Source organism: Rhodococcus sp. OS5, from assembly GCF_056837585.1.
The window spans coordinates 3,147,352-3,160,550 of the sequence record NZ_CM166368.1; the positions used below are offsets into that span (position 1 = coordinate 3,147,352).

The following is a 13,199-nucleotide window of genomic DNA, read 5'->3' on the forward strand; positions in this document are numbered from 1 at the left end:
ATGTCGACTCAGTGCACAAAGCGCTCACGACCACCGATGAAACCTGGTTCGCCTTCCGGCGAAAGTGGTCGTGAGCGCTTTGTGACCCGTCAGGGGCCGAAAGTGCTCACAGGCACGTAGTGCCTACTAGCCGCGGATCATGTTGCGAAGCACGTACTGCAGGATGCCGCCGTTGCGGTAGTAATCCGCTTCGCCGGGGGTATCGATGCGTACGACTGCGTCGAACACGACCTTCTCGCCGTTCTCGCGCGTCGCCGTGACCTTCATGGTCTTCGGGGTGACGCCCTCGTTGAGCTTCTCGACACCTTCGATGTCGAAGGTCTCGGTGCCGTCGAGCTTGAGCGAACCTGCGGACTCGCCGACCGGGAACTGCAGCGGGACAACGCCCATGCCGATCAGGTTGGAGCGGTGGATGCGCTCGAACGACTCGGTGATGACGGCCTTGACGCCGAGCAGGCTCGTGCCCTTGGCTGCCCAGTCACGCGAGGATCCGGAGCCGTACTCCTTGCCGCCCAGGACGACCAGCGGGATGCCGGCTGCCTGGTAGTTCTGCGACGCGTCGTAGATGAATGCCTGCGGTGCGCCTTCCTGCGTGAAGTCGCGGGTGTAACCACCCGAGACGTCGTCGAGGAGCTGGTTGCGCAGACGGATGTTCGCGAACGTTCCGCGAATCATGACCTCGTGGTTACCGCGACGCGAGCCGAGCGAGTTGTAATCCGCACGCTCGACGCCATGGGAGTCGAGGTACTGCGCAGCGGGGGTGCCGACCTTGATCGGACCTGCCGGGCTGATGTGGTCGGTGGTGACCGAGTCGCCGAGCAGTGCGAGGACGCGAGCGCCCTTGATGTCCTTGACCGGAGCCGGATCCATCGTCATGCCGTCGAAGTAAGGTGGCTTCCGCACGTAGGTGGAGTTCTCGTCCCACTCGAAGGTGTCACCCTTCGGGGTTTCGAGGTTCTGCCAGCGGCTGTCGCCCGCAAAGATGGTTGCGTACGACTTGCGGAACATGTCCTGGTCGATCGAGGACTTGATGGTCTCTTCGATTTCCTGCGTGGACGGCCAGATGTCTTTGAGGTAGACGGGGTTTCCGTCGGTGTCGTTACCGAGCGAATCGGTCTCGAAGTCGAAGTCCATGGTTCCGGCGAGGCCGTAGGCAATCACGAGCGGCGGGGAAGCCAGGTAGTTCATCTTGACGTCGGGGGAGATACGTCCCTCGAAGTTACGGTTACCCGAGAGCACCGCGGTGACCGAGAGGTCGTTGTCGTTGATGGCCTTCGAGACTGCCTCGGGCAGCGGTCCGGTGTTACCGATGCACGTGGTGCAGCCGTAACCGCCGAGGTAGTAACCGAGCTTCTCGAGGTACGGCCACAGGCCGGCCTTCTCGTAGTAGTCGGTGACGACCTGCGAACCGGGAGCCATGTTGGTCTTGACCCACGGCTTGGTGGCGAGGCCCTTTTCGACGGCGTTGCGTGCGAGCAGTGCAGCGCCGAGCATGACCGACGGGTTGGACGTGTTGGTGCAGGAGGTGATACCTGCAACGACGACGGCGCCGTGGTCGAGAACGAACTCACCGGCGTCGGACTTGACGACGACCGGCTTGCTCGGACGGCCTTCTGCACCGTTGGCAGCAGAGAGAACGTCGACCGCTCCGTCGTCGGCAAACGACAGAACCGCGGGATCGGAAGCCGGGAAGGACTCTTCGACGGCCTCGTCGAGCTGGGTGTGCTCGGTCGGGTGGTTCTCTTCCACGTAGTTGTGGATGTCCTTGCGGAACGCAGTCTTGGACTCCGACAACAGGATTCGGTCCTGCGGGCGCTTCGGGCCGGCGATCGAGGGAACAACGGTTCCCAGATCCAGCTCGATGTACTCCGAGAAGACGGGTTCCTTGTCGGGGTTGTGCCACAGGCCCTGTTCCTTGGCGTACGCCTCGACGAGAGCGAGCTGCTCGTCGCTGCGGCCGGTGAGGCGCAGGTATTCGATGGTCTCGGCGTCGATCGGGAAGATCGCTGCGGTGGAACCGAATTCGGGGCTCATGTTGCCCAGCGTCGCGCGGTTCGCGAGCGGAACCTCGGCAACACCGTTGCCGTAGAACTCGACGAACTTGCCGACGACGCCGTGCTTACGGAGCATCTCGGTGGCGGTGAGCACGACGTCGGTTGCGGTGACGCCGGGCTTGATCTCACCGGAGAGCTTGAAGCCGACGACGCGGGGGATCAGCATGGAGACGGGCTGGCCGAGCATTGCTGCCTCGGCCTCGATGCCGCCGACGCCCCAGCCGAGCACGCCGAGGCCGTTGACCATCGTGGTGTGCGAGTCGGTGCCGACACAGGTGTCGGGGTATGCCTGTCCGTTACGCGACATGACGGTGGGTGCCAGGTACTCGATGTTGACCTGGTGAACGATGCCCATTCCCGGGGGGACGACCTTGAAGTCGTCGAATGCGCCCTGGCCCCAACGGAGGAACTGGTAACGCTCGCCGTTGCGCTCGTATTCGAGGTCGACGTTGCGCTCGAGTGCGTCGGCCTGGCCGAAGACGTCGAGGATGACCGAGTGGTCGATGACCATGTCGGCGGGGGAGAGCGGGTTGACCTTGTTCGGGTCGCCGCCGAGGGTGGTGACGGCCTCACGCATGGTGGCGAGGTCGACGATGCAAGGAACGCCGGTGAAGTCCTGCATGATCACGCGGGCAGGCGTGAACTGGATTTCGATGCTCGGCTCGGCTGAGGGATCCCAGCTTGCGATTGCGCGGATGTGATCCGCGGTGATGTTGGCGCCGTCTTCGGTGCGGAGAAGGTTCTCGGCGAGAACCTTCAAGGAATAGGGCAATTTCTCGGTGCCGGGGACGGCCGAGAGGCGGAAGATCTCGTAAGAGTTCTCACCGACCTCGAGGGTTCCCTTGGCTCCGAATGAATCGATACTGGTGCTCACGTCTGCTCCACTCGTCTATGAGGGTCGCTACCGACGGGGCTGTGTCGGCAGCTGAAGCGAGGTACTTCGGCCGGGAAGATCCTCCGTAGCTCACGCCAATCGCACAGTTCGCGTGAGAACTGTCCGAACATCGGAGCTGCAGTAGAACCTGTCCTGACCGGTGGTACCTCTCGGTCCAAGTCTAACAGTACGCTTGTCCTGTGAGAATTCAGGGCAAGTTGACCGAAACAATCTTCATGCAGACTGCGGGCCTGCGCAACGCAGGCTTGGCTGGGTGACCGCACCCACAGCTACCGCTCGGGCGGCACGCGCGGCGGTTGTGTGTGACGCCTGGTGGCAGTCGACCTGAAGTAGGGTGCATGCAGGCCCGTCGCGGGTCGGCCGCCGAAAAACGACCTCGGAAGAACTCCCCGCATCTCAGCGGTGGACGGATCCGAACAGCACCCGGATGAGAGATGTCTGCTCCTACAAATCACGCTTTTGCGCCTGTGCACGTGAAGTCCCCGTTGCACGTCGCTGTTCCGTCGGACGTCGATCTCGACGACGTGCTCGCGGACATTTCGACGGACGGCGTCTCCGCCCCCGCGGATGATGTTGCGGGGCTGACCGCGGTGGTGACCGACGCTCGTGAACGTGGTGTCGACTTGAGCGTCGTAGTAGTCGACGCAAATCCGGGCCGGCCGTCCGATCTTCGAGACCTGGCCACGACGGTCGGCAAAACAGAAGGCGGAACGGTTCTCGTTCTGAGCCCTGACTGGATGGGTAGCTACAGCGATTCGATCAGTCGAGTGCAGCTCGAAACTGCACAGGACCGATCTTTCGGCGAAAGCGCAAGCGTGACCGCGGACCGCTTCTCGCACGAGATCGTGGCGCCAGGTCCGCCGTGGACGCTTTACACGGTCCTTGTCATCGCAGTGGTGGCGGTTATTGCCGGAATTACCTTTGCCGTCAAGTGGCGGCGAGAGCCAGAAAACGCGCAAACCAGACATATCGCCTCGACTTCGGAAACACCAGCACCATCCGACCACCGGGCCGATTCCGTCTGACCTTGGTCCTTTTGCGAGATTTTCAGTAACTCGTCGAAAACAGGTACTCACTGCTGTTTGCGGTGAGTACCTGCCCTTTTTGGTGCCTGCATGCCATTCGACCAGCTCAAATACCGTTTGTGTTATTTGTGGCTAAAGTTTCCAAAGAACGCTTGAGTGTCGTACGGTACAACTGGCACTTTTTGGGGAAGAAGTGTCGCAGACAGGCTGATGTTGTTCGACGCGTACTTGTCGGTTGCCTCGTTCTCGAGGTGTCGACGGTGGCGTTCGTACGGCACGTCCAGGTCGACGAGCAGCTCTCGGGCTGTGGGCGACCGGTGCTTGGTCTGCGCATTCCCTCCCCGCACGGATCGGCGACCCAGCGGGCCGTGGCGTTACACGCGAGGGAGAGTTATTTGTGAGGCAAGTAACACGTGGCGGCGAGTCCCGTCGTGGTCCTTCCCGTAAATCGATGCGCCTGGCGCAACTGGTCATCGGATTCGGCGTCGTCGGATCCCTGATCGTCGGGACGCCGGCCATGTCCTCGGCCGTACCGCCACCGCCGCCGAATCCGAGTGACTCGGATATCGCCGCGGCAGATTCGCAGGTCTCGTCGAGCGTCGGCACCGTCAGCGCGCTCATCAATCAAGTCGCATCGGCAAACGAACAGTTGTCGGCACTCGACAACGAAGTTGCGATCAAGCGTGAAGACGTCAACAAGACTCTCGTGGATCTGCAGAACGCTCGCGGCGCCGCAGACTCCGCAGCGCAGGCCGTCGGAGTCACGAAACAAGCTCTGAAGGACGCGTCGGCGCAGATCGAGGTCGCTCAGACGGACTTCGACAAGTACGCACGCTCGAGCTACGTCAAGGGCACCAATACTGCGTCGATCTCGTCGTTCCTCGACGCCAAGGGTCCTGGCGACGTTCTCGACCGCGCCCAGGTCCTCAAGCTTCTCGCCAATACGCAGAGTGCAGTGCTCGACGGTCTCCAGCGAGCACGTACCGAGCAGGCGAACAAGGATTCCGCGACCCGCCAGGCCAAGCAGCAGGCCGATGCCGCCGCCGAGGTCGCCGCGCAGCTGAAGGATCTGGCGGAGCAGGCGATTCAGATCGCGCGCAACGCTCTCGATCAGCAGGTAGCCAAGAAGGCCGCGATCGAAGCCGAGCGCAACTCTGCCCAGGCTCAGCTCGACGCCGCCCGCAACGCCGTCGCCGGCTTGCAGGGTCAACGCCAGGCATACGCGACCTGGGACGAACAGCGCCGCGCCGAGGAAGCTCATCAGAAGGCTCTCGAAGCCGCTGCCAAGGAAGCGGCCGCTCAGGCCGCCGCCCGTGCCGCTGCCGACCAGGCAGCCAAGGATCGAGCTGCCGCATTGGCAGCAGCCCAGCGTCCGCACACCGCGGTCGAAGACCCGACTCCGACCGTCATCCCGGACGACGACGACACCTGGACTGACGAAGAAACAGGGACCGACGAGGAAACAGGCACGGACGAAGAGACCGGCACCGACGAGGAAACGGTCACGACGCCCAAGCCCACCACCCCGAAGCCGACGACGCCGAAACCCACCACTCCGAAGCCTTCCGTCACCGGAAGCGCTGCAATCGAATCCGTCATCGACCGCGGAATGTCTCAGCTAGGCGTGCAGTATGCCTGGGGCGGCGGCGACGAGAACGGTCCGACGCGAGGCATCCGTGACGGCGGCGTCGCTGACAGTTACGGCGACTTCAACAAGGTCGGGTTCGACTGCTCCGGCTTGATGATTTATGCCTTTGCCGGCATCGGGATCTCGCTGCCGCACTACACCGGCTATCAGTACACCGCAGGCACTCAGGTTCCGTCTTCGGAGATGAAGCGCGGCGACATGATCTTCTACGGCCCCAACGCCAGCCAACACGTGGCGCTCTACCTCGGTAACGGTCAGATGCTCGAGGCACCACAATCCGGTTCGAGTGTCATGGTCTCACCGGTTCGGTGGGGCGGAATGACGCCGTACGCCGTCCGACTGGTGTCCTGACCGTCAGAGGAAATGCCGCTGACACCCGCATTGTCAGGGAAGTATCAAGTTCCCGACGTGGTGTTACGGCATCGAGCGCAACTACCTGGAATAGTTGACGGGGAACACGTTACTGTCGGTACTTTTCTAGGTGAAAGCGATGGATTCTTGGTGACCTCACGTGAAGATTCGGTCGGAACGGTCGACGTAAGCAAGGCGAGTGGAAGTGCGGACGGAGCAGCACCTTCCCTGGCAGCCGACGTTCAGACCTTGGAACGAGCGATTTACGAGGTCAAGCGAGTCATCGTCGGGCAGGACCGGCTTGTCGAGCGCATTCTCGTCGGACTTCTCGCCAAGGGGCACGTCCTCCTCGAAGGCGTACCCGGTGTCGCCAAGACGCTGGCCGTCGAGACTTTCGCGAAGGTCGTCGGCGGTTCGTTCTCCCGCGTCCAGTTCACCCCGGACCTGGTGCCCACCGACCTGATCGGCACTCGCATCTACCGTCAGGGCCGCGAGGAGTTCGACACCGAACTCGGCCCCGTCGTCGCCAACTTCGTGTTGGCCGACGAGATCAACCGTGCCCCGGCCAAGGTGCAGTCCGCGCTCCTCGAGGTGATGGCAGAACGCCACGTCTCGATCGGTGGCAAGCGGTACCACATGCCCGATCCGTTCCTCGTGATGGCGACGCAGAACCCCATCGAGAACGAGGGCGTCTACCCGCTCCCCGAAGCGCAGCGCGACCGCTTCCTGTTCAAGATCCTCGTCGATTACCCGACAGTGGAGGAAGAACGCGAAATCGTCTACCGGATGGGCGTGGCAGCGCCGGAGCCGCACCAGATCCTCGGTCCGGAGGAGTTGGTCAGGCTCCAACGCGTCGCCAGCAACGTCTTCGTTCACCACGCGCTCGTCGATTACGTTGTCCGGGTCATCGCCGCCACGCGTACGCCGCGTGAGGTCGGACTCGAGGACGTCGCCGGCTGGATCGCGTACGGCGCCTCACCCCGCGCGACGCTCGGCATCATCGCCGCGTCGCGGGCCCTCGCTCTCGTCCGCGGGCGCGACTACGTAGTGCCGCAGGACGTCATCGAGGTGATCCCGGACGTGTTGCGTCACCGTCTCGTTCTTTCCTACGACGCCATGGCCGACGAGGTGACTCCCGACGCCGTCATCGCCCGGGTGCTGCAGACCGTCGGACTGCCGCAGATCGCCGCGCGGCCGGTTCCTACCGTTCCCGGACCGCCCCAGCAGGGCGCACCGCAAGCACCGCAGTTCAACGCACCGGGCACAGCTAATCCGCAGGGCACAGCTAATCCGCAGGGCAACGGCGCGCCGATCGCGACCGCTGAGACGATGAGTCGCCCGCAGTGACCGAAGGCCGCGACGGTGGCCAGGCGACACCCGCCGGATCCACCGGTTCTCCGCCGTCGTTCCGATCCGGCGAGCTCAGCGACCCCAAACTCACCGCTGCGCTGCGCACCCTCGAGCTGACGGTTCGCCGTCGCCTCGACGGTGTGCTGCACGGCGATCATCTCGGCCTGATTCCCGGTCCGGGTTCGGAGCCGGGAGATGCCCGCGAGTATCAGCCGGGCGACGACGTGCGGCAGATGGACTGGTCCGTCACCGCACGGACGACGCACCCACACGTGCGTCAGTCGGTCGCAGATCGTGAGCTCGAGACGTGGCTCGTCATCGACTTGTCCGCAAGTCTCGACTTCGGGACCGCCGGATGCGAGAAGCGCGACCTGGTCGTCGCCGCAGCCGCGGCGATCACTCACCTGACCAGTTCGGGCGGTAACCGCGTCGGCGCCATCATCTCGACCGGCGCACAGACAACTCGAATTCCGGCCCGCGGTGGGCGAATTCACGCACAGGCGATGCTCCGCAAGATCGCGACGACTCCGCACGCGCCGGACGGGGTACGCGGTGATCTGGTCGGCGCGATCGAAGCGCTCAGACGCCCACAGCGTCGGCGCGGACTCGCGGTGGTCATCAGTGACTTCCTCGGACCGATCGACTGGGAACGCTCGCTGCGCGCCATTTCAGGACGGCACGACGTGCTCGGTGTCGAAGTGGTCGATCCGCGCGACCTCGAACTGCCCGACGTGGGCGACGTGGTGCTCCACGATCCCGAGTCCGGCCGGACCAGAGAATTCACCACGACGCCGCAATTGCGCGCCGACTTCGCCAGAGTCGCCGCCGAGCACCGCGTCGAGGTCAGGCAAGCTCTACGTCGTTGCGGCGCACCGCTCATGTCCCTGCACACCGATCGGGACTGGATCGCCGACGTCGTGAGATTCATCTCGGCACGCCGACACAGTTATGGTGCCGGCGCCGGAACTGGGGGCGTTCGTTCGTGAGTCTTTCTCAATTCACCGCACCGTGGTGGCTGCTGTTCCTCGCTGTCATCGCCGCGTTGGTGGTCGGTTACGTACTCGTGCAGAAGCAGCGAGCCAAGCACACACTTCGGTTCACGAACTTCGCACTGTTGGAGAAGGTCGCGCCTTCGCGGCCCGGGCGGTGGCGTCATATTCCGGCGATTCTGATGGTCATCGCATTGGTGTTCTTCACCGTCGCCCTTGCCGGTCCGACGGCAGACAAGAAGGTCCCGCGAAACCGTGCCACGGTGATCCTCGTGATCGACGTGTCGCTGTCGATGCAGGCCACCGACGTCGAGCCGACGCGATTGGCAGCAGCGCAGGAAGCTGCGAAGTCGTTCGCCGACGGTCTGACTCCCGGCATCAACCTCGGGTTGGTCGCATTTGCCGGAACGGCTTCGGTTCTGGTGTCGCCCACCACGAATCGTGACGCGACGAAGGTCGCCATCGACAACCTCAAGCTCAGTGAGCGAACGGCGACGGGCGAAGCGATCTTCACCTCGTTGCAGTCGATCGACACGCTGTCGGCTGTTCTCGGCGGCAGCGACCAGGCGCCACCGGCGCGCATTGTGTTGCTGTCCGACGGTAAGCAGACCGTTCCCGAAAACTCGGACGATCCGCGGGGCGGATTCACCGCTGCCCGTCAGGCCAAGGACAAGGGCGTTCCGATCTCGACCATTTCCTTCGGAACGACATACGGGCGAGTCGAGATCGAAGGAGACCGAATCCCCGTCCCGGTCGACGACGCGTCATTGAAGGAGATCGCCAACCTTTCCGGCGGAAGTTTCTTCACGGCATCGAGCCTCGAAGAACTGCGCCAGGTGTACGACACGCTCGAAGAGCAGATCGGTTTCGAGACGACACGAGGAGACGCGAGTCGACCGTGGTTGGTTCTCGGCGTCGTGTTCGCGACCGCTGGTCTGACGATTGCCCTGGTACGCAGGCAGCGTCTGCCCTGATCGAGAGCAGTTCCGAATTGTCCAAATACCGCTGGTACGCGGCCCGCAGAGAATTGATAGGTTGATCGCCATGTCTACCCCTCCCACGACAGTGGTTTCCGAACGGACCGTCACCACACCTCGCTCGGTGCTCGTCACCGGCGGTAACCGCGGAATCGGCTTGGCCGTCGCTCAGCGGCTCGCCGCAGACGGCCACAAGGTAGCCGTCACGCACCGCGGTTCCGGTGTCCCCGAAGGGTTGTTCGGCGTCGTGTGCGACGTCACCGACACCGAGTCGATCGACCGTGCGTTCAAAGAGGTCGAAGCGCACCAGGGGCCGGTCGAGGTCATCGTCGCCAATGCCGGCGTCACCGACGACACACTGATCATGCGAATGAGCGAAGAGCAGTTCACGAGCGTCGTCGACGCGAACCTCACCGGTACGTTCCGCCTCTCGAAGCGTGCGACCCGGTCGATGCTGCGCGCGCGTTTCGGACGGTTCATCTTCCTCGGCTCTGTGGTGGGTCTGGCAGGACAAGCCGGCCAGGTCAACTACGCCGCGTCCAAAGCAGGCATCGTCGGTATCGCTCGTTCCCTGACAAGGGAACTCGGCTCACGTTCGATCACCGCCAACGTCGTCGCTCCCGGGTTCATCGAGACCGACATGACGGCAGCACTGGGCGACGACGTCAAGGACAAGGCCACCGAGTTCATCCCGTTGCAGCGGACCGGAAAGCCGGAAGATGTTGCAGCAGTTGTCAGTTTCCTCGCCTCCGACGATTCGGCCTACGTCTCGGGTGCGGTCATCCCCGTCGACGGTGGACTCGGCATGGGGCACTGACCCGCTTTTCGTACACACACCTTTCTCGTACGTCTGAAATCAGGAGGACATCTCATGGGCGGCTTGCTCGAGGGTAAGACCATTCTTGTCACCGGCATCATCACCGATTCGTCGATCGCGTTCCACGTGGCCAAGGTCGCGCAGGAGCAGGGCGCGAAGGTACTGATCACCGGATTCGATCGTCTGCGCCTCATCGATCGCATCGCCCAGCGACTGCCGCAGCCCGTGCCGCCGGCAATCTCGCTCAACGTCCAGAGCTCGGAGGATCTCGCCTCTCTCGCCGAGCGTGTGCGCGAGCTGGCTCCCGAGGGTATCGACGGCGTCGTCCACTCGATCGGCTTCGCTCCCCGCTCCTGCCTGGGAAGCCCGTTCATGGACGCGCCGTGGGAAGACGTGGCGGTCGCACTCGAGGTGTCCGCATACTCGTACAGCGCACTGGCCAAGGCCTTGCTGCCGGTGCTCAACGACAACGCGTCCATCGTCGGTATGGACTTCGATCCGGCGCGCGCGATGCCGTTCTACAACTGGATGGGTGTCTCCAAGGCGACCCTCGAGGCCGTCAATCGGTACGTGGCCAAAGAGGTCGGCGTCCGCGGCATCCGCTCGAACCTGGTGTCCTCCGGCCCGATCAAGACCTTGGCCGCCAAAGCCATTGCCGGTGACAGCACCGGTCCGGGCGCGGAGTTGGACAAGCTGAACACCGCCTGGGACGGTGCTGCGCCCATCGGCTGGGACGTCGACGATCGCGAGCCGGTCGCCAAAACGGTCTGCACCGTTCTCTCGGATTGGTTGCCCGGCACGACCGCGTCGATCATCTACGTCGACGGCGGCTTCCACGCGATGGTCGGCTAGTAGCACCCCTTCTACTACGCAGGTGAGTACCCGGGTGACTCCCGCCGAACGGCATCGCGCAAGATTGAACTCATGACCGTAAGTATGGACATGCAGTTCGATGCTCTTCTCGTTTTGTCGTTCGGCGGTCCCGAAAAACCCGAAGACGTACGGCCGTTCCTCGAAAACGTCACGCGCGGTAGGGGAGTGCCACCGGAGCGGCTCGACGCCGTTGTCGAGCACTACATGCATTTCGGTGGAGTTTCGCCCATCAACGCGCTCAACCGAGACCTGATCGAACGGGTCGAAGGTGAGCTGGCAGCAGCCGGCGTGGATTTGCCCGTGTACTTCGGCAACCGCAACTGGCACCCGATGGTCGAAGACACCGTTGCCAAGATGCGCGAGGACGGTGTCCGCAACGCCGCCGTGTTCGCCACGTCGGCGTGGGGTGGTTACTCCGGATGTCGGCAGTACCACGAGGACATCGCCCGTGCCCGTGAGGCGGTCGGTGACGGCGCACCGACGCTGACAAAACTTCGCCAGTACTACGACCATCCGCTGGTCGTCGGCGCGTTCGCCGACGGTGTGCGCGCGGCCCGCGCAGAGTTGCCCGAAGCGACTCGCGATACTGCGCGCCTGGTGTTCACCGCGCATTCGGTACCGAGTGCCGCAGACCGCAATGCAGGGCCTCCGGCAGAGGGCGGAAACCTCTACAGTCGACAGGTCGCCGAGGCCGCGAAGTTGGTTGCCGAGGCCGTCGGCGCCGAGGATTTCGATCTGGTGTGGCAGTCGCGATCAGGCCCGCCGCAGGTTCCGTGGCTGGACCCCGACATCTGTGATCACCTGGATACGTTGTCCGCCAAGGATGTTCGCGCCGTGATCGTGTGCCCCGTCGGTTTCGTCTCCGATCACCTCGAAGTGGTGTGGGACCTGGACACCGAGGCCAAGGACAAGGCAGCCGAACTCGGGATGGATTTCGTTCGGGCAGCAACGCCCGGCCGCGATCAGCGTTTCGCGCAGCTGGTGCCCACGCTCGTTCGGGAACTGGCCGAGGCCGAGCAGCCACTGCGACTGGGGGTCGAGCCGCTGCTCGGCTCGACCACCAACGGTCTCTCGTGTGCGGTCAATTGCTGCGCGGCCGTTCAGCGTCTCCGCTGACCGTCCGACGCTCAGGTGTTCGGATGCTTGAGCTTTCCGCAGGGCCCGGGAACGGTGGACGTGCTGCGCGAGGTGAGGAGCGTCTCGACGATCTGTCGATCCTCGGGGCTCAGTGACGGGTCGATGTAGTTGAGTTCGGGCGCGCCCAGTCCGCGGACTCGCCCGGCGAGGGTCGCGACAAACGAGACGCGTTCTTCGTCGTCGTCGTTGACGTCGTGGATCTGCAGCACCGACACCGGAAACTTGCGCAGCGTCACAGGCAGGAAGCGGGCGCCGAGCACATGGTCGACGTTGAATCCCGCCCACTGCCCCTGGTTGGCCTCCACGCATTCGGCATCGGAGTGAATTGCGCTCTCGCCGATGTACTTACGTGCGGGCAGCATCTTCTTGGGGGCAAGTTCGGATGCGCCCTGCTGAAGGACGGGAAAGTCGCCGTCCGAGTACAACCAGGGCTGGTTGGCCATCTTGATCAACCGACCGGCGTCCAGATCCGGGAGATAGCGAGACTTGAGGAGAAACGCGACGCTGTCGACCGAGATGCCCAGCAGTTCTGCGGCCTTCTGTCGGCTCATCGCGAACGTCGGGGCATTCTTCGGGGCGATCTGGATCAAATTGACCATGCGAACTCCTGTAAGTGTTCAATTGTTGCGGGCTTGGTACAGCTGACATGACAATTCGCCGATTATCAACCTCTAGCTGATTTCCGACTTGTAGATGAGTCGGTTGTCACCATCCGAGTTCACGCAACCGGGGATCTCCGATCCCGAAGTGGTGGCCGATTTCGTGGATCACTGTTCGGCGAACTTGCTCGATCACCTCGTCTTCGGTGCTGCAGATCGCACAGATGGCCCTGCGGTAGATCGTGATGCGATCGGGAAGGACGCCGGCGTACGTGGTGGTTCTCTTGGTCAGTGGGATGCCCTGATACAGCCCGAGTAGCCCCGGTCGTCCACCTTCGAGTTGAACGGTCACTGCGACATTGGCCATCTCCGCACCCAATTTCGGTGGCAGGCTGTCGAGCGCCCGCTTGACCATGTCCTCGAACTGGCTGTCGTCCACGTCGATCATCTGCCCATTGTGCGTGCGGGGGCGGGATCCGGGTGT

11 protein-coding genes are annotated in these 13,199 nt (G+C 63.4%); 8 read left to right on the forward strand and 3 right to left on the reverse strand.

Annotated elements, in window-relative coordinates:
* Positions 1-126: 126 nt before the first annotated feature.
* Positions 127-2,928, reverse strand: a complete 2,802-nt coding sequence (acnA, locus tag ACVZUB_RS14835) for an aconitate hydratase AcnA (RefSeq protein WP_007727883.1) — start codon at positions 2,926-2,928, stop codon at positions 127-129.
* Between the two features lie 455 nt (positions 2,929-3,383).
* Between acnA and ACVZUB_RS14840 the strand changes: the two genes are divergently transcribed.
* From ACVZUB_RS14840 to ACVZUB_RS14875, 8 genes are all read left to right on the forward strand, one after another.
* On the forward strand, positions 3,384-3,974 hold the full coding sequence (locus tag ACVZUB_RS14840; RefSeq protein ID WP_021332993.1) for an Rv1476 family membrane protein: 591 nt from the start codon (positions 3,384-3,386) through the stop codon (positions 3,972-3,974).
* 451 nt (positions 3,975-4,425) lie between these two features.
* On the forward strand, positions 4,426-5,973 hold the full coding sequence (locus tag ACVZUB_RS14845; RefSeq protein ID WP_003944866.1) for an NlpC/P60 family protein: 1,548 nt from the start codon (positions 4,426-4,428) through the stop codon (positions 5,971-5,973).
* A gap of 150 nt (positions 5,974-6,123) precedes the next feature.
* Positions 6,124-7,320, forward strand: a complete 1,197-nt coding sequence (locus ACVZUB_RS14850) for an AAA family ATPase (RefSeq protein WP_003944917.1) — start codon at positions 6,124-6,126, stop codon at positions 7,318-7,320.
* Positions 7,317-8,309, forward strand: coding sequence for a DUF58 domain-containing protein (locus ACVZUB_RS14855; RefSeq protein ID WP_003944991.1), 993 nt, complete (start codon positions 7,317-7,319; stop codon positions 8,307-8,309). The genes ACVZUB_RS14850 and ACVZUB_RS14855 overlap by 4 nt, the downstream gene beginning before the upstream one ends.
* Positions 8,306-9,286, forward strand: a complete 981-nt coding sequence (locus tag ACVZUB_RS14860) for a VWA domain-containing protein (protein ID WP_003944878.1) — start codon at positions 8,306-8,308, stop codon at positions 9,284-9,286. Before ACVZUB_RS14855 ends, ACVZUB_RS14860 begins: the two co-directional genes overlap by 4 nt.
* A gap of 70 nt (positions 9,287-9,356) precedes the next feature.
* Positions 9,357-10,106, forward strand: coding sequence for a 3-oxoacyl-ACP reductase FabG1 (gene fabG1, locus ACVZUB_RS14865; RefSeq protein ID WP_007727875.1), 750 nt, complete (start codon positions 9,357-9,359; stop codon positions 10,104-10,106).
* A 54-nt stretch (positions 10,107-10,160) separates the two neighbouring features.
* Positions 10,161-10,958 carry an NADH-dependent enoyl-ACP reductase InhA gene (gene inhA / locus ACVZUB_RS14870; protein ID WP_003944803.1) on the forward strand — a complete coding sequence of 266 codons (798 nt, stop codon included), beginning with the start codon at positions 10,161-10,163 and terminating at the stop codon, positions 10,956-10,958.
* Between the two features lie 84 nt (positions 10,959-11,042).
* Positions 11,043-12,095 (forward strand): ferrochelatase, encoded by a 1,053-nt coding sequence (locus ACVZUB_RS14875; protein ID WP_482628535.1) that lies wholly within the window; start codon positions 11,043-11,045, stop codon positions 12,093-12,095.
* Positions 12,096-12,106: 11 nt separating this feature from the next.
* Here ACVZUB_RS14875 and ACVZUB_RS14880 read toward each other — a convergent pair whose 3' ends face one another.
* Positions 12,107-12,715, reverse strand: coding sequence for a transcriptional regulator (locus tag ACVZUB_RS14880; RefSeq protein WP_482628518.1), 609 nt, complete (start codon positions 12,713-12,715; stop codon positions 12,107-12,109).
* Between the two features lie 106 nt (positions 12,716-12,821).
* A complete protein-coding gene (locus tag ACVZUB_RS14885) occupies positions 12,822-13,163 on the reverse strand; it encodes a metallopeptidase family protein (RefSeq protein ID WP_003944783.1) in 342 nt (113 codons plus the stop codon).
* Between the last annotated feature and the right edge of the window lie 36 nt (positions 13,164-13,199).

Bases quoted from the DNA above. Each gene is read 5' to 3' on its own strand.
- ACVZUB_RS14840 (WP_021332993.1), top strand. From the start codon at position 3,384: ATGTCTGCTCCTACAAATCACGCTTTTGCGCCTGTGCACGTGAAGTCC.
- ACVZUB_RS14845 (WP_003944866.1), top strand. From the start codon at position 4,426: ATGCGCCTGGCGCAACTGGTCATCGGATTCGGCGTCGTCGGATCCCTG.
- ACVZUB_RS14880 (WP_482628518.1), bottom strand. From the start codon at position 12,715: ATGGTCAATTTGATCCAGATCGCCCCGAAGAATGCCCCGACGTTCGCG.
- fabG1 (WP_007727875.1), top strand. From the start codon at position 9,357: ATGTCTACCCCTCCCACGACAGTGGTTTCCGAACGGACCGTCACCACA.
- ACVZUB_RS14885 (WP_003944783.1), bottom strand. From the start codon at position 13,163: ATGATCGACGTGGACGACAGCCAGTTCGAGGACATGGTCAAGCGGGCG.
- inhA (WP_003944803.1), top strand. From the start codon at position 10,161: ATGGGCGGCTTGCTCGAGGGTAAGACCATTCTTGTCACCGGCATCATC.
- ACVZUB_RS14875 (WP_482628535.1), top strand. From the start codon at position 11,043: ATGGACATGCAGTTCGATGCTCTTCTCGTTTTGTCGTTCGGCGGTCCC.